Origin of the sequence: Stenotrophomonas sp. GZD-301 (genome assembly GCF_049310345.1) — a bacterium.
Taxonomy (GTDB): Bacteria; Pseudomonadota; Gammaproteobacteria; order Xanthomonadales; family Xanthomonadaceae; genus Stenotrophomonas.
Map to the genome: position 1 here is coordinate 1 of NZ_JBMOWY010000010.1, position 22,215 is coordinate 22,215.

Genomic DNA, 22,215 nt, shown 5'->3' on the forward strand with positions numbered 1-22,215 from the left:
TCCTCCTCTTCCCCCTTTCCCCCGCCCCTCCCATCCTCCCCCCGCACACAGAACCAAGTCCCCGGTTCTGCCATGTCAACGGCTGGGCATCCTTGAAAGCGAAGGTTGAACTGGCGTTAGGGCCGGGCCTTCATGGGGGAGGGGATGCATGGGGGTTGCCGGGGAGGCGCTTCCTTTGCGGCAGGGCGCTTTCAGAAAAACCCTACGGCGCGGGGCGCTGTTGGCCTACAGACACGAGGTCATCAGGGTATGAACGTAGGCGACCGTTTGCCTACAACGAGGTGCTTGAATGAACGTGCAAATTCTCGCTGTCCATGGACAGGGGGACTACCAGACTGAGTATGTGACGCTGCGGGTGCTCGATGACTGTGACCTGGGCAAATATCAGCTCTGTGACAGCACTTACACCGCCGAGAATACCGTTTCGAACCGGCTTCGCCATGTCTATTGGTTCCCGGATAAGCAAGTCGTCAAGGGTGATCTGATTGCGCTTTGGACCAAGCCCGGTAAGGCAACCACAGGAAAGACCCGAGACGGGCATACCATTCACCACTTCTACTGGGATCTGAAAACGGCCGTGTGGAACAACGACGGCGATGCGGCCGTTCTTCAGCGCTTGGCCAATTGGTCGCTCTTTCCCGCCAAGCGCTAAGGCATCGAGAACCCGCGCCGAGTGTCGCGCGGGATTCTTGATCAGTTAGGCTGGGTGGCCGGACTTGGGGCAAGTAAGGGCTGATCAAAAAGAGGGCGTCTGCCGCGCGGCCACTTCGTCGGCCAGGTCAAGCTGAGCCTGGTTACCGTCACGCTCCTTTCCACTCAATCCAAGGCGGCTTACCCTAACTTAGCCAAGGCACGGTGCAGGGCGGTCAACGTGGGGCGTCGGCGAGCCGCCTCAGCTCGGGGCGGGGTCCTGCGCTGTCTATCAGACGCCCATAAAAAACCCCGGAACAAGTCCGGGGCGAGTGTTCTGGGCATAGTGCGAAAGGACGTGAGCATTTCTGCTCAGTGGAAGCTCCCGCCAACCCTTGAAATAAAGCCTACCAGCGGAGGCCCTGTATGTCAACATACATCTTTGCAAACCAACCATGGAAGGCTGGGAAATGCCCAGAACGCTGACACTTAATCCCGATGTTCTTAACAATTTGTTCACATCGGAGCGACTCAACAGCTACACGGCTGTTTTCGCCCCAAGGGACGAATTCGAACTCGTTGGTGCTTATTTGTGGAACTCGCGCGTTTGCGGTGCGTTGCACCCTATCCTGGGAGCGGCGGAAATTACGCTACGCAACTCCATCGATGGAGCCGTCAGCAGTGGCCCACTAGGGCGATTTTGGTGGAGCTCTTCGAAGCTGCAATGGAAGTCGCGTGGTCAAGGGCTTATCCCTTATCCCGTGGCTAAGCTGCGCGAGAATTTCTCAAAAGCTTCTTCTCAGGTCATCCGCGAGAAGAAGGAGCGATATCAGATCAGGGGACACATTAAGCCCACCCATCACGAGATCATCTCTAAGACGGATTTCTCAACTTGGGAGTTCGCATTGGACGGAGAGTTCATGGGGCGCGGCTTGCTTTGGAACCTCTATCTTTCCTCAGTGTTTAGTGGGGATTGGGGCGGGCGGCGTCCAAGTGTATTGCTGACGCACGCTCGCAACCTTGTCAACGCTGTGCGCCACTTTAGAAATCGTGTTTCCCACCATGAGCCGGTATGGAAGGGAGCTGGCATTGCAAATCCAGAAGATGCGACGCGACATTTGGCGCGCAAGCTTTTGCAGGTGGTCCAGCTCATTGAGCTGATCGAACCCGTCCAGGTGCAGATTTTGCGGAAGAACGGATTGCTTGGCGAGGCGGAGCGCGCTTGTTCGGCGTCTGAGCTCCGGCGCTACCAGCTCATGACTCGAGAGCGCACGATCACATCCAGGCGCGGTCTAGCCCTCGTGATGAAGCAATGCGAGTCGTCAAATGCCTCCTTCTATGTGAGACGCAGTGTCAGTTCTTCGCGTTTCTTGCTTACCCCTGTGACCTAGCATGGGGTGGGGGCGTCCTGGGCGAAACGGCCGCTCTGGTGGCATGCTGCAACCGTTGACCCAACGCGTGCTAACGGGGAAGTGGTGTCAGTTCATTCGATAAGACGGGGAAGCGCTGGGGAACTCTTTTCCAGTGCCTATGCGCAGCGGTGGCTTCCCAGGCAAGCTCAGGCTCGCCTTCTGCGGACCATTGTGGCGGGCTTGAGGCTGCGCTGGACTAAAATTGTGGCGTAACTGGGGCCTTGCGGTCGCCTACAGGCGCTGATACGGGGCGACCGCTAAGTCGATAACTCAAAGGCTGTGTTTTGGATCGTCAAGTCAAGCAAGTAGAGCCTAAGCTGGAAGGTGTTGAAGGGGCACCTTTTAGCGCGTTCCAGCAATTCAAGAATATTGTCGTGCTCGGAGATCCAGGGGCCGGGAAGAGTGAGCTCTTCCGCTCGCAAGCCGTGGAGACGGGCGGGGCATTTTTCACGGTCCGTGAGTTGCTCAACACGCCGCTGGACGACATTCCGTCTGACCAGGTGCTTTGGATTGACGCACTGGATGAGACGCAGGGAGGGCGTGGAGACCGATCACCCGTTGACGAGCTCACGCGGAAGTTGGCTGAGATATCGCCCTGCGGAGTGCGCTTGTCCTGTCGCGCGGCAGATTGGTTGCAGACCACCGACCTAGAAGCGTTGAAGCCTTACCTCCGAAAAGGTGGGGCGACAGTCGTGGTGCAGTTGCTAGCGCTCAACAGGTCCGAGCAAGCTCAGATCCTTACAAGCAAGGGCTTTGCGAACCCAGGCAGTTTTCTCGATGAAGCTGAGCGTCGAGAGCACGGCGAACTCCTTGGGAATGCGCAGACGTTGCTTATGCTCGCAGCTGTCTCAGGTCAGGGCGATTGGCCCGCCACTCGCACCGAGCTATTTCGACAAGCCGCGTTGGCGTTGCTGGATGAGGCCAACGAACAACACGCTGATCGCGATCAGGGCGTTGCTCATATTCCTGGGACTCAGCTACTCGATGCGGCAGGTGCACTCTGTGCAATGCGTTTGACTTCTAACTGCTCGGGGCTTACTTGGAAAGCAAGGTCTGTTGGGAAGGATATTCCGAGCTACAAGGAGCTAACGCTAGCGCCGCAAGGTCATCTTTTGGCCTGCCTCAAAAGACGGGTGTTTGTGGCGACCGGCGTGGACAGGGTGGACTACGTTCATCGCACCGTTGCCGAATACTTGGCAGCGCGATGGATTGCTGATCGTGTCCAGTCAGGACTGCCCATCGGCCGTGTATTGGCTCTGATGGGTGTTCAGGAGCGTCCACCGACAGCGCTTAGAGGACTGGTTGCCTGGCTTACGTCTCAACTCCCCGATCCATCCCCCATGCTCCATTTGGACTTGGTTGGACTGCTGATGTATGGAGACTTGTCTACATGGTCCTCTTTCATGAAGATGCGCCTGCTCAACGCGTTGATCACCGAGAGCAGGAACAATCCCCTTTTCTTCCGCGAGATGCACCTGCCCACCGGTGCCCATGCGCTGGCCGACCCGGCGTTGCTGGCCATCTATCAAGAGTTGTTGGCTAGCCCAAGTGCTGAAGTCTCTGCCAAGCTGCTGGCCATTGTGGTCCAGAAGTCGGGGAGGATGACGCTTGGGATTGAGGGCGCGTTGGAACGCCTCATCTTAGATGAGACGCAGGTAATTGTGCTCCGCATGGAAGCGATCCACGCGTTGCTAGAGGGCAGCTCAGCGCACCGACAATTGCTCGTCGCTGCCTACCAGCGACTGGGAACAAGCGCTGATGACACGCAGCTTCGCTTTCTTCTGGTGCGGGCTCTCTATGACAGCGGCTTGGGCAAGGAGGAAATTGTTGTCCTCCTCCTACATTTTCTCCGCATGAACGAGCGCATCCCCATCGGAGCAAGTTGGGGGTTGACGGATGTTGTGACGCCAGTTGATGCCGCCGAAATCCTTCGCTCAGTCGATCTGCCAGTGCCAAGTGGGCCGCTGCTGGTCGGGCCCAATACGAGGGAGTTTGCGCGTATTTATGGCGAGCTCTTTGCCAAGGCGCTGGCTGTTGAAAGCGCGGGGCGCCTGATCTTCGATTGGTATCTGATCTACTGCCATTATCTGAGCGGTGAAAATCCGGGCAAGTCGCTGCTTCTTGCACTCTCAGGAGGTGAGGGCCAAGATTTAAAGCTGCTTCGGAGCGTGTTGCGGCACATCGATTTCGGTGTTGGTGTCAATCTGCCGTGGGATCGTTTTATGCGCCTGTTCGGTTCCGTCCTGGATCCGCAAGTGGTGCTTGATGAGATGGAGTCTGCTCTGCTGCAAAGTTGCGATCCGCGTCGTGGCCAGATCTACGCAGCGTGCCTTCGGCAGGCCATACGGGGTGATGTGTCACCTTATCCTGTTTTTTGGCGTCTCTACGCGCTGGCAGACAATGACGTAGAGCTAAGCGAAATCAGGTCGTTCCATTCAGTTGCCTACCTGGAAGTGGCGCCCGTCCTGGATATTGAAGAGCTGCACAGGCAAGACAGCGAAGCCGAGGCTGAGCGGTGGTTGCGCGAGCTCGGTGCTGAGTTCACAGCTAGGCGGGAGGAAGTTGTCGCGGGCAAGGCGTCCGCTTTCCTGGATAGCTTGGCAAGAGTCTATTTCGGCCAATGGCTGCCCATTCGATTCGCCGCATCGCTTACGCCGCTCGCCCGGCTGGAACAAGTTTTGGGTGCGAACGATGCTCTGACAACCTTGCGTGGCTTCGAGGTATTGCTCTCCAGCGGCGAGCTACCAAGCATTGGCGCGCTGCTTTCAAAGCGACGACGTCAAGAGGAATTTCGCTGGACAGCACTGTTGGCAGCACTTGATGATCATTGGCGCAGTAACGCTCGGATCGCTGATCTTCCGGAGGCCGTTTTGTCTGCGGGGTTGGCGGTTGCTTTGCTTTGTCCGGTGTATGTCGAAGTAGATTCGCATCCCCGCGTTCTGGAGCACGTCTGGTTTAGCCCGCTCTTAGAAGCCAAACCCAAGCTCGCCATCCAGACATATGAGACTGTTCTTGCTGCTGAGCTCGCGCTTGGTGGTCACGAGCTTCGAGCGCTCAGCGCTCTGGAAAACGTTGAGCTTGCAGGTCAAGATCGGGGCAAGGCCATTGTCCGAGTGCTCCAAGCGCACCCAAGAATGGCTGAGTATGACCTGCTTCGGATGCTTCGCTTGTGCAAGGCCGAGGGCTGCTGGAGCGACCTCCCGGCCTTAGCAAGAGCCCAGGTGGATCAGCTTTTGAGTGAGCAGGACAACGATGCCGAGCATCTAAGGGGCGGCTTGAGGGGCGGTTTGGCTGCGTGGCTTTGGTGTGGCTTCTCGCTCAGTCCAGAAGCTTACTTTAATGTGCTGCAAGGACTCAGTGGTGATCGAGAAGAGTCGGCGATGTGGGCTCTGCTCGAAGACGGCGGTGAAGCATCATGGGGATCTCAGAAGACGTGGACGTATAGCCTCACTCAAATTGAGTTCATCGTGACCTGGGTGGCATCACGCTATCCCCATATGTCGCATCCAACTGGATCATCGGTGGGAACACGAAATCCTTGGGACGCTGCTTCCATGGTTAACACGATGCTTGCGCAGCTTGGCAGCGATCCGGGTAGGGCGGCAGGAAATACTCTGGCGCGGATGGCGGGTTTGCCGGGCTTGATGAGTTATAGAAAATACATTTTGCACCAGCTTGCAAATCACAAGACGGTTGTTGCTGATACGGAATACGAAATACCGACCTGGGAAAAGGCGATGGGAACCTTGGAGAACGGAGCCCCCAGTAGTGCGAAGGATCTTCATGAACTTGTGTGCTGCCACTTGGAGCAAATTGCCAAGTCACTTTCCACACGCAACGAGGACCCGTTTAAGCAATTTTGGAATACAGGGTCGCATGGTGAGATCGTTGAGCCGAAAGTGGAGGAAGTTGCCCGGGATTGCCTGCTCGGTATGCTGAAGCCGTTGCTAGCCCCGCACGGCGTTCGCGCTGAGCCCGAGGGGCATATGAGCGCGGATAAGCGCGTCGATATCGTCGTGTATGGCGATAAGATCAAGAGCGTCATTGAGATCAAGCGGGACTTTCATAGCCAAGTGTGGACGGCGGCATCGGAGCAGCTTCATGGTCTTTATTCCGTAGATCCGGAGGCCAGTGACTTCGGCATATATCTGGTCTTTTGGTATGGAGAGAAGCGAAAAGCCACTCAACCTCTGCCGCCCAATAGAGGAGTTCGACCAGCCACCGCTAAAGAGATGCAAGCAATGCTCGAAGACGATCTTCCTGCGCATCTGCGAGCGACAACGCGAATAGTGGTGATGGATGTGACTGGCGCGCGGGACGATGCTTAGTTGCCCTAAGTCAACTGCCCGCAAAAGGCTTGGCCGCGCGGGTTCTGTTGGTAAGTGAGCCACGGTTCTAGCTGGCTCCCTGGCCCGTTATTCCGATAGGCGTTCGCGGCAAGAGATCAGGCTCGGTCGTGACTCGCTTAACGAACAATGAGCCTGCCCTAATCTAAGATTCTTTGGGAGATGGCGTGTGACTCTTGGCCGCAGCTTGATCGGAGACATCCAAACAGCGGATGTCAGCGCCATCATGAAGGTTGTCTCTGAGTCAACTGATAGTGGGCGCTTGGCATGGGAAGTGGTTCATGACGCCATCAATGCCAATCGTGAGGCGTTGATTGAAGCGTTGATTCCCATGTTGTCCTCCGACGACAGAGTCTTTGCCTTGGCGTTGGCGGCCGAGGAGGGGCTTGCCAATGTTGTTCGTAAGCTTGTTCCGCTGACTGAGCCAAGGGCAAGAAACTCGCTAGCGCTGGTGTGTGCAGCTCGGGCAGGGCACAAAGAGGTCGTGGAGCTACTGTTGCCCGTTAGTGACGCGCTAGCGGAACACTCCGCTGCACTATACGAAGCAAGCGCCTGCGGGCATGCGGACGTGGTGAAGCTACTAATTCCGCACAGCGATCCTCACGATAAGGATAGTCGAGCTCTTGCTCAGGCTGCTCACGAGGGCCATCTTCGTGTGGTCAAACTGCTGCTTCCAGTGTCGTCATCCATCACATGCGCCACTCAGATCTTTCCAACGGTAGCCGGCCACGGGGGAGCAGAGGTCGTCAAACTCATGCTTAAAGCTAAGCTCCCAGACGCTGCGCACACGTATGCAGCTGCTTTTGACGTTGCGGCGAGCAAAGGTCAACTTGAGGTCGTTCAGCTTATCCTGGGTGCAATTGATCAGCTAGGACGCCCGCGTCGTTTCGGCGAGAAGGCGATCTACGATGCAGCCAGCAACGGCCACCGAGAGATCGCGGAGTTGCTGGCACCGACCGTAGGTCAAAGCGCGTGTAATTCGGCGTTGGTCGGAGCAGTCGGTCACGCGCAGCGAGAGACAGCCCGAGTTCTCATTCGCCATGCAAGCTTGGATGAAGTCAGGGCGAGGCTGTTCGGTCCTGAGCACCACACGCTACTGGACGAGCTTGTGGCTGAGGTGTCTGCACAGCGGGACCGTGAGGCCTTGAACAAGCAGACCCGGCTGCCAATGGGGTCGCGATCAAAAGCGGTGCGGCTCTAATAGGTTCGTCGTGCTCTCCGAAGATCCAGCTTGCGATTGCAGCTTGGCGCTGAGGCAGGCTGGAGCGCAGCTTTCGTTTCGCAGTTACGGATACATCTTCGCCTCTTTCCCTAGCTTTTCTTTGAACTGTCCGCGTTGATACACCGGGAGCACTACGGCCGGGTTGTATTTTGCCAATGCCGCGATTTGACGCTCTCGCACCAGCTTCGGCGAGCGGTGGATGTAGTTGCTATGCAGCACGGGAACCTTCTTAGAGATGGAGTGACCCGTTATGAGAGCAATGTCCTCTTCATTGACGCCAGCGGCTTCCAACTCTGTGGCAAGCGTGTGGCGGAAGCCATGGAAGCCAACACCTTTCGGGAAGCCCAAGTCTTTGAAATAGTTGCTGAGCTGGATGACAAGGGCCTGGCTGTATCTCGCATTGGAGTTGCCCGTTGCCTTGTTCACACCCGCTGAAAGCTGCGGAAACAGGCGAGGGTGACCGCATGCTCGGATGTCGGCCACGAAGTCCAAGAGTCCTGCTTTGAGCAGGGCAGGGTGCACCGGGATCGTGCGGATCGCGCTTTTTCCTTTAAGCCGCTGCCTGGTTTGCTGCCCGTCGCTCTTAGCAAGATCAGCATCTTTGGTCATCCGAATTGCAATGCACCAGGTGCCTTGGTCTTGGATGATGTCTGCAACTTTAAGCTGTGCGACTTCGTTGACCCGTGCCCCAGTGAAGAGGCCAATCATCGTTGCCCACCAGCGATGTGGGAACTTGGATGCCCACGGTGTGAACGTGTCTGGATTGAAGATCCTCTGCACGTCTGCGGTGCTCAGTAGCCGCTCTGCGCTCTTGCTGCTTTCTAAAAGACTTGCCTTGACCGGGCGGAACGCGGACATGGGCGAGTGGGGGATGGCTTTGGTGTTGACGAGTGCTTGGAAGAACGTCGTGAGCATTCGACGATGGAGCTCTAACGTCGCCACGGCGGGGGCAGGCACGTTGAGCTTCTTGCCTAGCGCGATCAACTGCTCAGCGGTCATTCGTTGTAGCACCGGGTCAGTGGTCAGGCTCGGCGGCGATGAGCGCAGCAAGTCCCACATTTGGTGAATATGACGGTGGTCGATCATTGAGGCCGGAATGTCGCCACAGGTCATTTGTAAGATCTTCAACGAGCGCGCAGCTGCTTTGATCGTTGTGTCTTGCAACGCGCGGCGCGACATGTCAGCCAGATAGTCCGCAACTTCCTCTGAGAGACGCCGGGCGGGACTGGCGATTGGAAGTGTGTCCGGAAAGCGCGTGCTGTTGCGACGGCGTCGAGAGTTTTCGAGCTGCTGGATCGTAAGCTGCAATATCTCGTAGAGCTGGATGCCAGCCTGGCGACTGTTGACGACGACGTCTTTGAGTTCTAGCTTCCCAAGTTTGATGCTGCTGATTTGAAGCGAGTCGGTGGTGCTGAGAGGAATTTTGCGGTTGAAATTGGATAAATCAGAGGTCATCTACGATCCGTATTTGCGAAGGTAGATTGTTGATAAGAGATAAACATTTTCTGTCAATTGGAAATTCTGAACTATCTTCTCGTGGCTGGTTGATGTCCGGGCGTTGAGAAATAGCCTTGCAATCGACGTAAATTTTTAAAGAATATTATTGCGAAGAATTGTCGTAGAACATTTGGGGCGTATAGCCTCTAGAGTTTATCTACGCAGCGTTATAAAAGAACTTGCCATAGTGTTTAGTTATATATATTCGCCGAAAATAACTGAGATTTAATATGAACGCCAGATAAATTAGTCCCATTGGGCGCGATGCCGTTAGTATCTAAAGAGGGCCTTTAGGCATTCTCTGGCCCAGCCTGTTGGCTCCATTCAGTGCGCGCTGGCCGAAGAGTGGAAATTAGGAATAACTGGCGTTGACGGCGTCTTCTCCGTCTCATCGGCGTATCCAAATAGAAGGTGATGCTGTCATATTTGGACGGTATGATGCTCTTGCCGGAAATGACTCCGGCTAACATGGAAGTGTCATGAGTGACATTACGGCGGACGAGGCGCGTGCATTGCAGAAAAGCGCAGTGGGGAGCTCTGAGGAGCTTTGGGAAGAGTATGTAAACGCCATTCGCGCGGGTGCGACAGTGGGTATGTCCGCAGTCACGCTGGGACTCAAGCCGAAGTTCAACTCGGAGCAGAAAGCAGCGGCTGTCGAGATGCTTCGTCAGCGCGGTTTCACTGTTCAGGAAAACGGGGAATACCTCAACGTCTCCTGGGCTGATGTGCAGAGCGTCCACGCGCTCTGAGTTTGCTCTCACCAAGCAAACGCGCTCCTTAGGCTATTGCGGCCTGAGGAGCGTTTAGCAAGATAGAATAAGTGAGCTCAATTGATGCTCACGTCATGGACCCCATTCGCCGCAAGAAGACTGCTCGCTTCTCTGAGATCGCTGTTGCGGCTGGGGTGAGCGCGAGCACGGTGGATCGGGTCTTGAACCAGCGGGGAAGCGTGTCGGACGCCGCGCGTCGGCGCGTCATTGAAGCCGCCAAACGGCTCGGTGTGCCTCGCATTCTCCCAAGCTCGACCCATGGGCTGTTGCGTTTTGATGTGGTGCTTGGCTACGAGCGCGACAATGCTTACTACCAAAGCCTGGATGCGGCCGTGCAACGGCATGCTGAGCTCCTGGGAACACGCGTCGTGGTGCATCGGCATTACTGGACGCCTGATCGCGAGGCAGACATGCTCGCCTTCATCCATCATCCGCCCTACCCACGACACGGTTTGATTGTCGCAGCGGCAGATACGGACTCCATGCGTGCTGCGCTTTTGGCTCAGCAGCAATCGGGTGTCTCGGTGGTGACCCTCACCAGTGACATCAGCGGATTAGCTGGAAGCCACTACACCGGCATCGACAATCGCATGGCCGGCGCCACGGCAGGCTATCTCCTTGGTGGGCTAGCCAGGGCACCTGGCCGAGTGGTCCTGATGGTCACCTCCATGGCCTGGCTTGCCCATATTGAGCGAGTAGAAGGGTTTACCTCCGTTCTCGGTGCGCGCTATCCGCAGCTCACTGTCGATGCCCCGCTCGAACACGGTGACGACCCCGAACGGGCTCGGGCCCATATGCGCACGGCACTGCGAAAAGAGGGGCCGGTCGTGGCGCTTTACAACACCGGGGTCGCCTCCGCTGGGATCGTTTCGGCGCTGGGTGCGGCGCGCTCGATTGAGCGACCAGTATGGCTGACCCACGAGGCTACGGCCGAGCACCGCTTGTTGATGGGTCGAGGACACATTGATCTGGTGATCGATCAAGATCCCGACGCTCAGGTCTTGGCTGCCTTGCAGCGCCTCTTGCATGCATGCGGAGAGATCGACAGCGTCTCAGCAGGGCCCACGCGTTTTCGGATTGAGACCCCCGAAAACAGCATCGATCAAGCCTGATAAGCGTAGTAGCGCTTGGTTTTGGCGATAAATCGTCAAGGTCAAACACGCCTCATCCTGACTTTGATCTAGGCTCCCTCGCTTTCGTGCAGCAAGGGCATGCCTCGGAGTGGCTTGTGCCTGGGCGCGCTGCGCTTCTTGTCTGGATCCGTCTCATGAAACTGCCTGTTTGCCGGAAGCTGGGGTTGCCGGTGCTGACCCTGCTGTCACTTTGCCCCCACCTTGCTGCCGCCGCCACGCTGACTCCGTCGACCCCGGCTCGGCAGGCGCTGCGAGCCCAGGGCGTGACGGTTGATATCAACTACACCTCTGAGGATGCCGCCAATCTCAGTGGAGGGGCGAAGCAAAGCTTTGCTCATGCCGGACAACTGGGTCTGGGTGCGCAGCTCGACTTAGACAGGCTCTGGGGTTGGTCCGATACGAAGGCTCAGGTTGCTCTGTCGTTGCGCGATGGAGACAACCTCAACACCCGTGCTGGGTTGGGTCAGCAGCTCCATAGCCAAGAAGTCTATGGGCGCGGATCGATTTGGCGTTTGGGAAGCCTTTGGATCAGTAAGCGCTGGGCAAGCATCGGCATGAAGGTCAAAGTCGGGCGCATGGGCGTTGGCGAGGATTTCAACTCGCTCGATTGCATGGCCATGAACTTGACGTTTTGCGGCAGTCAGCCCGCGATGATTGTTGGCGACTATTGGCTCAATGGCCCAGCAAGTCAGTGGGGCGCGGTGATGGAGTTCTCACCCGATGAAGCGCGCTATGTGCGCTTGGGGGTTTACCAGGTCAACCCACGCTACACCGATGAGCAAGGCGGCGGGCTTCGCCTGGCGCCGTCTGGCACGGTAGGAACCCTGACACCGATTGAGCTTGGATGGAACGGCAAGACCAACGGTCTAAGCCACCACTATGCCGTGGGGGCTTGGTATAGCAGCGCCCCGCGAGCCGATGCTTGGCAAGACATCCAAGGTCAACCCTGGGTTGATAGCAGCCTGGCACCCGCACTGCGAAGTGGAGCGTATGGCGCTTGGCTGAGCGTGCACCGGCAGCTCACCCACGGCAACAGGAGTTCGGATCAGGCCGGGCTTGAAGTGAAGTTGGATGCCGTTGGCACCGACCATCGCACGGGCGCAGTTGTGGGCACAGCGCATGCGATCTTGATCTACACAGCTCCCTGGGCAACGCGACCGTCGGACCAGCTTGGCCTGGGCATTGGGGCCACCGAGATCAACCCACGAGCCAGGCAAGCGCGTGGAGACGAGCGGTCGAGCGCCAGCATCGAATACACCGCCGAGGCGTTCTTTGCCTATCACTGGCATCGAGGTGTGGTGCTGCAACCGGTGGTGCAATACGTCGTTCACCCAGATGGGCGCTCGTCAACGCCCGACGCGCTGGTTGTGGGCCTAAAGACACAGCTGTCCTTCTAAGCGCTGAGTCACAATTGGATCTGCTTTGACGAAATATCGTCAAACATTCCCGGCCTGAGGTTCGATCTGCCGCGACAATATGCCACTTGCAACCTGGCCGTGACGTCTCGAACCAGGCCAGTCTTAGCCAGGAACGGATGATGAAACGACGCCAAGCCTTGCTCACCATCGGTGCGGTGGTTGCCGCCCCGGTCGCCAAAGTGGTTGCCGATGAGCTCAGCGCCTACCCGCACGACATGGCGCTCGATCCGGCGTTCTTGCCGTCTCCTGTGCACAGCGGGCAAGCATGGCGCGTCCTGACCGAACCTGCTGATCGAACGACGTTGGCCGCTGTCTTTGATCGCTTGATCCCTAGCGATGACTTGGGCCCTTCGGCAAGCCAAGCTGGCGCCTTGGAGTTCCTCGATGCCCAGCTTTGGGGACCTTTTGGCAAGGGCGCGACGCAATACAAAACTGGACCCAAAGCGCCGGGTGAAGATGCCTTGATGCAAAAGCCCCAGTTCATCGCAACGCCACGCGAGCGCTACGCAACGGGCATCCAAGCACTCAACACCTACGCCAAGCGGGCCCATGGGGCGTTGTTCGCTGCGCTGCCGGAAGCGATCCAAGACCAGATCTTGGCCGGCATGGAAGACGGCTCGATCCAGCTGTCTCGCGAGGTCAACACCAAGGCATTCTTCGAGCTTTTGCTCATGAATGTCCGGGAGAGCTATTTCGCAGATCCCATGTATGGCGGCAACCGCGACATGGTGGGCTGGAAGATGATCGGCTTCCCGGGCGCGCGCTATGACTATCGCCTCTATGCCGACCGCACGGGCCAAGCGCTCAACCTGACGCCGGTCAGCCTCATTCCCAAGGACTGACCGCGCAAGCGGCAGTTCTTCGCACGTCAAAGAAGAATCTCATGGCAAGCAAACGCGCTAAGGCTGATGTCGTCATCGTCGGCCTGGGTTGGTCCGGCTCATTGATGGCCGAAGAGCTCACCCGGGCTGGACTGAATGTGGTGGCTATTGATCGTGGCCCTTGGATGGATACGTCCACGCACACCCCGCCTGCGGTCGACCCCGATGAGCTTCGGTGGGGACAGCGCAAGGAGCTCTTTGCGCCACCGCGCGACAACACCGTGAGCTTTCGCAATCGCTTAGACCAGATCGCCGCGCCCCTTCGCGACTTTGGCATCTTCGAGCTGGGCGGCGGGGTGGGTGGGGCTGGGTTCCATTGGGCTGGCATGGCCTGGCGGTTTAGCCCGTGGGATTTTGAAGTCCGGAGCCGAACGATCGAGCGCTATGGCAAAGCCAAGGCTGACGATGGCGAGTTGCAACTCCAAGACTGGGGCGTGACCTACGACGAGCTCGAACCGTTTTATGACCGCTGGGAGCGCATCGCCGGTGTGTCGGGTCAGGCGGGAAACATTCAAGGCGTGATCCAGGCGCAAGGCAATGTGTTTGAAGGGCCTCGCAGCCGCGACTATCCCACGCCCAAGCTCAAGACGCTTCGGATGATGGAGCTCTTCAACGACGCCACAACCCGCATGGGTTTGCATCCTTTCACGATCCCCTGCGCCAACATATCTCAGCCTTATGTAAACCCCCTTGGGGTCACCATGGGTGCTTGCACGTATTGCGGCTTCTGCCTGGCCTATGGCTGTGGCAACTTCTCCAAATCCAGCCCCCAGGCGTGCATCTTCCCAGTCCTGATGCGCCGGCCGAACTTCTCGGTCATCACCAAGGCCTGCGTAACGCGCGTGAACAAGGCGGCTGATGGGAAGACGGTCACGGGCGTCACCTATGTGGATGAGCACGGGACGGAGGTCGAGCAAGAGGCCGAAATCGTGTGCCTGACCGCATTCCAGGTCGACAATGTGCGCTTGCTGCTCAACTCCAAGATTGGCCAGACCTATAACCCGGCAACGGGCGAGGGGACCATTGGTCGCAATTTCAGCTTCCAGACCATCTCCGGAACGGACATGTGGTTTGAAGACGAGCAGATCAATCCGTTCATTGGCACGGGCGGGCTTGGATCGCAAATTGACGACTACAACGGCGACAACTTCGATCACGCCAAGCTCGACTTCATTGGCGGGGCAGGGATGCTGACGCTTTCGCGCGACGGCGCACCCATTGCCAAAGCCGCCAACTTGCCGCCAAGCGTGCCGCGTTGGGGCTCTGGCTTTAAGAAGGGCTACGCCAAGTATTACCAAAACTACGGTGTGATCTTTAACCAAGGCTGCTCCATGCCAACGCGCTTAGGGTCGCTGGATTTGGATCCGAACTACAAAGATCGCTTCGGTGTGCCCTTGCTGCGTTTGACGTATGACTACGCGCAAAGTGACCGCAACATGGCAGCATTCACCCGGGACCGCGCCGTTGAGATCGCGCGCGAGATGGGCGCATCGCATGTCTCGGCCTTTAACTTTGCCGATAAAGCATTCACCACTGCGATTGTGGCCTCGGATCATGTGGTGGGCGGGGCCGTGATGGGGGCTGACCCCAAAACGTCCGCTGTGAACACGTGGCTTCAAAGCTGGGACGCACACAACCTCTTTGTGGTGGGTGCCTCCGCGTTTCCCACCAATGCTGGCTACAACCCAACCGGCACGCTGAGTGCGTTGGCCATTCGCACTGCCCAGAAGATCCACCAAGACTACGTGCGCGACCCGCGCCCCTTGGCAGGAGCCTAAGCCATGGTTCGCTGGAAGAAAATCAGCTTGGCCGTTGCCCTGGTTGCCGCTGCTGTGCTTGCCACGCTGGCTTGGACACGCCTCAACACCAAGCGCTCGGTGGTCGCCAATGATACGGTGACGCTTGCCCAAGTGCGTGGCGCAGATCGTGCTGCCGTGGCACGCGGCGCCTATGTCATGCGCACGGGCGATTGCATGGCGTGCCACTCGGCAGGCCAGGGTGAATTTGCCGGTGGCTACAACATCGACACGCCCTTTGGCCGCATCGTGTCCTCCAACATCACCCCCGATCCCGAAACGGGGATCGGCGCGATGACTGAGCGTGAGTTCTTCAACGCGGTGCGCCACGGCCAAGGGTCCAAGGGGCTTCTTTACCCCGCAATGCCTTACACCGCCTACCAGCGCCTGACCGATCAGGACATGCATGATCTCTGGGCTTACATGTCCACAGTTGCCCCCGTCCACAACAAGATCGAAGAGACCGCAGGGCTTGGCTTCCCCGTCAATATTCGCCTGGTCATGGCCGGGTGGAACCTGCTCTTCTTCGACAATCGACCCTTCACGCCAACACCGGGGCTGAGCATTGAGCAAACGCGCGGGCAGTATCTGGTCGATGGCGGCACCCATTGTGCGGCGTGCCACAGTCCGCGCAACCTGCTTGGCGCTGAGAGCGGCAAGGGCTATATGCAAGGTGGTAACTTGGGGCTTTGGTATGCCCCTGACCTCACACCCAACCCCCACACGGGTCTTGGCGGCGCAAGCGAAGACAGTGTGGTGGAGTATTTGCAAACCGGCTCCAACGGGGTGGCAGTTGCCACGGGCCCCATGGCCGAAGCCGTAGAGCACTCGTTCCAACATCTGGAAGAGTCCGACATTCGCTCGATTGCCCGCTACCTGCAAACGCTCCCAGCCTCCCCCGGGACGCGGCCTAAGGCGATCGCGCAAGACACGCCTGCCATGCAGCGCGGAGCGCTGCGCTACGAGGTCAACTGCTCGGCCTGCCACGGTGTGAGGGGTGAGGGGATGGGCGGCATGACCGCAGCGTTTGCCGGCAACCGATCCTTGCAATCGGATGATGCGACAAGCTTGATGCACGTCATGCTTGTGGGTGGACGCGCAGCTGCGACAGACGCCAAACCAACAGGCGCCGGTATGCCGTCCTTTGCCTGGAAGATGAGTGACCGGCAGATCGCTGAGACGCTGGACTACATCCGAAATTCCTGGGGCAACGCAGCCAAACCGGTGGACGAGGCAGAGGTCGCGCGCCTAAGAGCGGTGCTCTCGGCTAGAGATCAGCTGCCTGCAAACTAGCAATGGAGCCGTTCGCATTATTGAGAGCCAATCGTGGTGGCCGAAAGCCAAGGCAGTCCGCGTCACGCTCCGCGCCGATCGTTGCGGGGCAGCGTGCACTAGGCGATGCCATTCGTCGTGCACGGACGAGCCAAGGGCTGACACAAATCGAGCTTGCCGAGTCGTTGGGCATGCATCGCACGCAGCTTGGACATGTTGAGCAGGGAAAAAAGGACTGCCAGCTTTCGACTCTGATGCGCTTGGCAGATGCTTTGGGATTGCCATTGTCGATGTTGGTCAGAAGCGCTCAGCTGTAATGTGCAGGACGTGGTCAGCACGGCTCAGCGACTCTCTGAGGTTGGGAGCGCGGCTGAGTCATTCTTGTAAGCCGGACCAGAGTTGCGCTACGCATCTTTGATCACATTGCGCTTTTCGGCCCGCCGCTAGGTCTGCTGACCATGGCAACGACGGCAGCAGCGCCCTGTGGGTTTGCTTGGATACCACCGATAGGCTCGAGAGAGGCTTGGTTGATGCAATCGAAATCCGGTGTAAGACCTGTGCCGCCCTTGTCATCCACGACGACGATTGCGCCCATTTCGATAAGCTCTGGCAAGAACTTCTTAATGACAGTGCGAGGAAGCACCAACCAGCCAGCCCCTTTGCCTGACAAGCCTTCAGTGATCGTGTCAATGAAAGGTGCGCGGGGTTTCGTCAACTTGTGGGACGTCTGGGCTGCTCTCGAAATCTCGGCCTCGATGCAGCCCTGATCCAGCTGGTTCAAGGGAACTGTCGTTGCTTCGCCATCTTGATAAACCACGTAATGGACCCAGTCAATGTGCTTCACAAGCGCTTCAACTTGATGCGATTGAAATTTCTCAAGCCGTGAAGCGGCAGCGATTGAGGTTGAGTCAGATGCAAACTCGTTAAAGCCGGGCGCTTGCGATTGCGCCAGTATTCTGCACACAAATGCAAGCAGCATGGTCATCTGAAAGTGCGGTTTGGCTGACTCTGCTGGGCCGCGCCTGATGGATAGAACACGAGATTTGACGTTGGATTCGAGCTTTTTAGCCTGAAAGATCGCGACCTTGGCGCAATCTTCGTCGTGACCAACAACGAGGCAGAAGTCTGAGCCTGTAGCGGTTTCACTCAATGGTGTTTTGGCACCGCCACTCTTCCGAAATGTCCCAAATCCGCAGGTCACTTGATCGGCTGGACTGTGGCCGCCAAAGACGGCTAACAGCGGTGCTGCTATTGCCGCGCCACCGAGGATGGTGGACGTGTAGCTTTCTTCATCGTAGTCCTGAACACCTGCGATGGTTTTGGTCCGCGCCATTGTCCAAGCAAGCGCTAGGTGCATTGGATCTAACGCCTGTTCGGTCGATTCTCTCTGTTCGCTCGTCGCCATCTTCATCCTCCTTTGGATAAACGAAGATATCATTGGGTTCGCAACCTGCGCGAGTAGGTTGACTGCGAACTATGCGGTTGGGAAGAAGATATTCATGGCGTCAGGCGCATGGCGACGGATAGCACGGAAGAGCTTTCCTCCGCCAAGGACAGCGCCCTCACCCTCACCCTCGATAGCCTGGGCTAGACGATCAGGCCAATCGTCGGGGATAGTCTCCATTGTCACTGATGAACTAGCGAACAAGTAATCCAATGGACTAGCCCTGCCATGTTCGTAGTCTGAAAGCGCGTTGAGCAGATTGATTTGCCCTTCAACATCGACGGCCAATAGGGCAGACATGAAGCAGGCACGTTTGCGCTCGTTTTCAAGAGCGAAGGCGACATACCAGCACCACTCCGCCCAGAAGTGTCCTAAGGTATCAAACCGAGAGGACTCGCTTCCTGCGCGCCATGCTCGCCAAGTGCTATCCCCTTCAAGAACGACTCCGTCGCCGTCACGAGTCAGGCTCATGCCGAAAGGCTCGATGGCATCGTTGGCGTCTTGCAAGCTTGGAAAGAACATTTTTGGGCTCCTTTAAATATCCTTTGGTAGGCCAAAAATAGGGCTTGTCAAGTGTGCTCAGTCTTGCGAAGGCGCCCAAACCCTTGAGCGCCTGGGGAGCACCAGAAGCGTCAGGGTGTAGTCGAACTGGTCAGCGCTGATCTTCATTTCCTTAAGGCTGAGCCCGTCTTCTGCATGCTTGAACCACGCGCGTGCGGGAAGCTCAACACCCAATCGTTCGTGCACGATCTGACCGTTAGCGGCCAAGGTGTCCTCACCGATGGCGATTGCGCTTTGCCGCGCACGGAAGAACGCGCCACCAGCCCGTGCCGATCGGCTCGAGATCGACCAGTTGATGAAGCCATCGGTGTGAGAAATGAGCACGGCGCAATGGTCGGTGTGGTCGATCCAGCGCAATGCAGCAGCAGTTAGCGATACGCCATACCGATCGGCGCAGTCTGCGAGCACGTCAAAGTCGGCGCCGTCCTGTGTGCTTTGGCGGAAGTCGTCCAGGGGCATCAGAAGCGTTGCCGCAAAGGCGTTGGCCTGGGCTTCCATTGATGCCTCTTGCTCGGTGAGACTCAACATGTCTTGCGTGGCGCACTTAAAGTCGATGCGATCTTGTCGATGCAGCAAGTAGTGGCCAAGCTCGTGAGCTTGCGTGAAGCGGATGCGGCCTGCGGATTTCAGTGTCTGGTTGTAAAGCAGCATCCACTTGCTGCGCGTATCGTTTGCGAAAAGCGCGCCTTCAAAGGTCTTGATGTCAGCCGATTCGACGTCAGTGATGGGGTCATCCCAGTGGAAGATCTCTGCCGCCCCCTTGGCTAGTGTCACGACGTCAACTGGAAAACGAGGGTCCCCGTGCGCCGCCGACATTGCGTTGAGCAAGTGCGTCAGACGGTAGGCAGCCTTGGAGGGAGTGAGCACATCAGCATTCATCGGCCAATCCTTTGGCAAAGTTAGGACTTCTTGAAGGTTTCCATGATCCTGCGCATCTGCTCTTTGGCGGTTGAGTCCAGCTCGCCGTAGTTCCTAAAGAACGCTTGGTCCAGATGTCGCTCCTCAGGACTCGTCGCTTCCTCATCCAGGAAATAGGACACATCCATAGAGAGCGCTTTAGCTAAGGCGGCGAGCTTCTCAACCGACGGGCGAGGGGACTCTCGGTTCTCCAATTCCCACAAATAGCTCTTACTCATGCCAGCAGCATCAGCGAGCGAGTCAAGTGTGAACCCCTTCTCTCGCCTTAGGTTCTTGATTTTATTGCCAAAAATGGTGGACATCGACAGTTCCTTGGAGGCCGGCACAGCGCCAAGTGCCACTATACCGAACAAAAGCTTTGACAGGAGCGAACGATGCGGGCAAGATCGTGCTGAAAGTTCGCTGCACCGAACAAAAAATAGTGCTATAAAAATGTGACTCAGCTCACATTCCACCCAGGAGCTGTGCTAGAGTCCAACGCAAAAGGGCCCGACCGGATGGTCGAGCCCAAGATATAGGGGGTCTTAATTTTTCAAGCACAACATGCAGTGGTTCAGAAGATCACTGCGTGAAGCAAAAAACCTCACCTGTACGGCGTTCAGCCGGTGGGGTCTTTAAGATTGGCTGCCTCGTAAACAGCCGTAAAAGTATAGCGCTCCGCAAAAGAGTGTCAATACACCAGTCTTGAAGTTGTCGGATGAGCGCCCTCAACCAAGAGGACCACCGGCCGTGTCTACAACGACCGCTACCCCTCGTCCTGGCTACAAGCTCATCTTCCGGGCAGTCATCACCTTGAAGAACGGCAAGAAGCTCCACGCTTCTGCTGCGGGCTTGAAAGCTTGGCCGATCTGGGTCCCTGACGTGTAGTCAGGTGATGTGCGGGGCAGCGATGCTGCCCCGCCTTCAACGGTCAGGACCAGTCGCCTCTTGTGCTTTTCTTCCTCAACTACCGAGAACTTCAATGGCTACCAATCCACCGAAAGGCGACGGTCACCGCAATGGCGCGGTGCGCAACCGGTCGCAAACCCAGACCCCGGCCGGCAATTTCGTCAAGCGAGACACCGGCACCGGGCGCTTCATGGACGTCAAAGCAGACAAGACGCCCTTCAAGGGCGTGCGCAAGGAAAAGTAAGTAACGGTCGGTGGTGCTCAGGCACCACCGACCACTTAGCTGCTGTCAATTTCAGGAGAAGCGCTTTGCCGAACTTCATCATCAACAAAAACGCCCAGGCCAACGGCGATCACGAGGTGCATAACACCACCACGGGATGCACCTTCATGCCGCTGTCGGCTAATCAGATCAGTCTGGGCTCCCACTTGACTTGCAAGCAGGCCGTGGCCGACGCGAAAGCCCGTTGGCCGCAGAACCGCATCAACGGGTGCTACTACTGCGCCAACGCGTGCCATACCAGCTGATGAGTCATCCAGGGTGCCGGCATCTTGCCGGCGCCCTTTCTAATGCATGTCGAAAGCGCGACAGCCGAAGCCAAGACTCACGCCCTTCAACAGAGGCAATTTCGCTGAGGAATGTGCGTGGCGTTGGGCCCTGATTGGTCGCCATGCTGAACGTAAGAAAACGATGAAACGGAGCGCCAAATCCCATGGCCTTTAGGCGTCACTCTTGTGCTGATTTGTTATCGCCCAGACTCCTTGTTTGTTAGGCCCCGCCGCCTATACATGGATGCTCAATCAACGGAGCATTTATGGCCATTTACCACACTCGCGTCAAAACCTTCAGTCGTGCCAAACAACACTCAGCCGTCGCCGCTGCCGCCTATCGTGGCGCACTCTGTCTCACTGACACACGCACAGGGATCGTGCACAACTATCAAAGTCGTTCGGGCGTCCAGCGCGTCATCTGCATCAGTCCCATCGGCGCGCCAGAGTGGACCGAAGATCCTCAGCGGTTGTGGAACGCAGTCGAAGCTGCTGAGAAGCGCAAAGACAGCACGGTCGCTCGTGACTTCGAGATAGCGCTGCCCCATGAGCTTGATGATGATCAGCGCTGGGAACTCGCGTTGGATGTCGCTCGCAAACTTGTGCTGCGTTTCCAGTTCGCCATTCAAGTCAGCATGCACGAGCCGCCCAAGAATGCAGATGCGCGCCACTACTACGCCCACCTCCTGGCAACGACACGCAAGGTAGATGCGCAGGGCCTCGCGCAGAAGACGCGTGAGCTCGATGGCGTCATCAATGGCAAGCCACAGGTCGAATGGATTCGCGCAACCATTGCCCAATCGATCAACGACCACCTTCGACAAGCCTCTGATGCAGCGCGAGCGGTGCTGGGTGCGGGGCAACCGAAGGATCAACCTACATCCACGGGGCATCTGTTGTCGAAACTCGTCAGAGAGTTCGAGAGCGCAATGCTGGCTCACCAGAGGAAGGACGTAACTCAGCCTTCGTCTGCTTCTCATGATTCGGTTGTCTTGAACAACAACGATGCAGTGCTAGCGGCATGGCAGAAAGCGAACAACGCACCATCGCAGCGCCTGTCGTAGGGCGCCGGCACCGCCGTGTAAGAGTCCCGACAACGACTGGTCTGCTTGGTGCCTCGCGCACCAAGCACGCCGCCAACGAACGATCTTGCTAAGCGACGCAGACTCAGTCTCGCGTTAGAGCGCCTAGTTATTAGCGGTCAGCAAACGGTCAATGTAGGTAAGGCTTGATGACTGCTTGGCTGAGCGCATGCAGATCATAGCTGCCGTCGACATACCGATCCAAAGCGACATGGATGCGGGCGTCGGGTTGCTCTCCGCGATCGGCCAGGCATCGGAGCCAGAAGTGCACATGTTTCCGACGCGAATCCGGGGTGTTTGGCTCGTCGAAGTCGGGAAGGTCTGGGGTATCGGGATTGCAGGAGAGTTTATTCATGCCTGATTCCTAACGCGAATCATCCCGTTGTCAAGTTGCGC

Annotated in this window: 20 protein-coding genes; 14 read left to right on the forward strand and 6 right to left on the reverse strand. The window is 57.5% G+C overall.

Annotated features, from left to right (window positions below; translation table 11 throughout):
• The first annotated feature begins 289 nt into the window (after positions 1–289).
• The 4 genes from ACO6VK_RS02635 to ACO6VK_RS02650 all read left to right on the forward strand — a co-directional run bounded on the left by ACO6VK_RS02635 (position 290) and on the right by ACO6VK_RS02650 (position 7,589).
• Positions 290–652: a hypothetical protein gene (locus ACO6VK_RS02635; protein WP_422505359.1), complete on the forward strand. Its 363-nt coding sequence runs from the start codon at positions 290–292 to the stop codon at positions 650–652.
• A gap of 433 nt (positions 653–1,085) precedes the next feature.
• Positions 1,086–2,021, forward strand: a complete 936-nt coding sequence (locus tag ACO6VK_RS02640) for a CAAX protease (protein WP_164157941.1) — start codon at positions 1,086–1,088, stop codon at positions 2,019–2,021.
• Between the two features lie 305 nt (positions 2,022–2,326).
• Positions 2,327–6,370: an NACHT domain-containing protein gene (locus ACO6VK_RS02645; RefSeq protein ID WP_422505361.1), complete on the forward strand. Its 4,044-nt coding sequence runs from the start codon at positions 2,327–2,329 to the stop codon at positions 6,368–6,370.
• A 244-nt stretch (positions 6,371–6,614) separates the two neighbouring features.
• The gene (locus tag ACO6VK_RS02650) at positions 6,615–7,589 is read left to right on the forward strand and encodes an ankyrin repeat domain-containing protein (RefSeq protein ID WP_422505363.1); all 975 of its coding nucleotides are present in this window, start codon (positions 6,615–6,617) and stop codon (positions 7,587–7,589) included.
• An 84-nt stretch (positions 7,590–7,673) separates the two neighbouring features.
• On the opposite strand, the gene ACO6VK_RS02655 is transcribed toward ACO6VK_RS02650, so the two are convergent.
• Positions 7,674–9,065 carry a site-specific integrase gene (locus ACO6VK_RS02655; protein ID WP_422505365.1) on the reverse strand — a complete coding sequence of 464 codons (1,392 nt, stop codon included), beginning with the start codon at positions 9,063–9,065 and terminating at the stop codon, positions 7,674–7,676.
• A 521-nt stretch (positions 9,066–9,586) separates the two neighbouring features.
• Between ACO6VK_RS02655 and ACO6VK_RS02660 the strand changes: the two genes are divergently transcribed.
• The 7 genes from ACO6VK_RS02660 to ACO6VK_RS02690 all read left to right on the forward strand — a co-directional run bounded on the left by ACO6VK_RS02660 (position 9,587) and on the right by ACO6VK_RS02690 (position 16,694).
• Positions 9,587–9,856, forward strand: coding sequence for a hypothetical protein (locus tag ACO6VK_RS02660; protein WP_422505367.1), 270 nt, complete (start codon positions 9,587–9,589; stop codon positions 9,854–9,856).
• A gap of 95 nt (positions 9,857–9,951) precedes the next feature.
• Positions 9,952–10,989, forward strand: a complete 1,038-nt coding sequence (locus ACO6VK_RS02665; RefSeq protein ID WP_422505368.1) for a LacI family DNA-binding transcriptional regulator — start codon at positions 9,952–9,954, stop codon at positions 10,987–10,989.
• A gap of 155 nt (positions 10,990–11,144) precedes the next feature.
• Positions 11,145–12,407 carry a carbohydrate porin gene (locus tag ACO6VK_RS02670; protein WP_422505370.1) on the forward strand — a complete coding sequence of 421 codons (1,263 nt, stop codon included), beginning with the start codon at positions 11,145–11,147 and terminating at the stop codon, positions 12,405–12,407.
• A gap of 140 nt (positions 12,408–12,547) precedes the next feature.
• Positions 12,548–13,270 carry a gluconate 2-dehydrogenase subunit 3 family protein gene (locus tag ACO6VK_RS02675; protein WP_422505372.1) on the forward strand — a complete coding sequence of 241 codons (723 nt, stop codon included), beginning with the start codon at positions 12,548–12,550 and terminating at the stop codon, positions 13,268–13,270.
• Between the two features lie 41 nt (positions 13,271–13,311).
• Positions 13,312–15,087: a GMC family oxidoreductase gene (locus ACO6VK_RS02680; protein WP_422505374.1), complete on the forward strand. Its 1,776-nt coding sequence runs from the start codon at positions 13,312–13,314 to the stop codon at positions 15,085–15,087.
• A 3-nt stretch (positions 15,088–15,090) separates the two neighbouring features.
• Positions 15,091–16,398 (forward strand): c-type cytochrome, encoded by a 1,308-nt coding sequence (locus ACO6VK_RS02685; RefSeq protein WP_422505376.1) that lies wholly within the window; start codon positions 15,091–15,093, stop codon positions 16,396–16,398.
• A 2-nt stretch (positions 16,399–16,400) separates the two neighbouring features.
• Positions 16,401–16,694 (forward strand): helix-turn-helix domain-containing protein, encoded by a 294-nt coding sequence (locus ACO6VK_RS02690; protein WP_422505378.1) that lies wholly within the window; start codon positions 16,401–16,403, stop codon positions 16,692–16,694.
• A 101-nt stretch (positions 16,695–16,795) separates the two neighbouring features.
• On the opposite strand, the gene ACO6VK_RS02695 is transcribed toward ACO6VK_RS02690, so the two are convergent.
• From ACO6VK_RS02695 to ACO6VK_RS02710, 4 genes are all read right to left on the reverse strand, one after another.
• On the reverse strand, positions 16,796–17,782 hold the full coding sequence (locus ACO6VK_RS02695; RefSeq protein ID WP_422505380.1) for a hypothetical protein: 987 nt from the start codon (positions 17,780–17,782) through the stop codon (positions 16,796–16,798).
• Between the two features lie 69 nt (positions 17,783–17,851).
• Entirely contained in the window at positions 17,852–18,343 is a 492-nt protein-coding gene (locus tag ACO6VK_RS02700) for a hypothetical protein (protein WP_422505382.1), read from the reverse strand.
• A 57-nt stretch (positions 18,344–18,400) separates the two neighbouring features.
• Positions 18,401–19,261: an ImmA/IrrE family metallo-endopeptidase gene (locus ACO6VK_RS02705; protein WP_422505384.1), complete on the reverse strand. Its 861-nt coding sequence runs from the start codon at positions 19,259–19,261 to the stop codon at positions 18,401–18,403.
• 20 nt (positions 19,262–19,281) lie between these two features.
• Positions 19,282–19,602, reverse strand: coding sequence for a helix-turn-helix domain-containing protein (locus ACO6VK_RS02710; RefSeq protein ID WP_019184228.1), 321 nt, complete (start codon positions 19,600–19,602; stop codon positions 19,282–19,284).
• A 659-nt stretch (positions 19,603–20,261) separates the two neighbouring features.
• Between ACO6VK_RS02710 and ACO6VK_RS02715 the strand changes: the two genes are divergently transcribed.
• The 3 genes from ACO6VK_RS02715 (at position 20,262) to ACO6VK_RS02725 (ending at position 21,801) form a co-directional block, all read left to right on the forward strand.
• Entirely contained in the window at positions 20,262–20,432 is a 171-nt protein-coding gene (locus ACO6VK_RS02715) for a hypothetical protein (protein WP_019184226.1), read from the forward strand.
• A gap of 65 nt (positions 20,433–20,497) precedes the next feature.
• Positions 20,498–20,716 (forward strand): hypothetical protein, encoded by a 219-nt coding sequence (locus ACO6VK_RS02720; RefSeq protein WP_197579802.1) that lies wholly within the window; start codon positions 20,498–20,500, stop codon positions 20,714–20,716.
• Positions 20,717–21,003: 287 nt separating this feature from the next.
• The gene (locus ACO6VK_RS02725) at positions 21,004–21,801 is read left to right on the forward strand and encodes a MobA/MobL family protein (protein ID WP_422505387.1); all 798 of its coding nucleotides are present in this window, start codon (positions 21,004–21,006) and stop codon (positions 21,799–21,801) included.
• A gap of 148 nt (positions 21,802–21,949) precedes the next feature.
• On the opposite strand, the gene ACO6VK_RS02730 is transcribed toward ACO6VK_RS02725, so the two are convergent.
• Positions 21,950–22,174: a hypothetical protein gene (locus ACO6VK_RS02730; RefSeq protein WP_422505388.1), complete on the reverse strand. Its 225-nt coding sequence runs from the start codon at positions 22,172–22,174 to the stop codon at positions 21,950–21,952.
• Between the last annotated feature and the right edge of the window lie 41 nt (positions 22,175–22,215).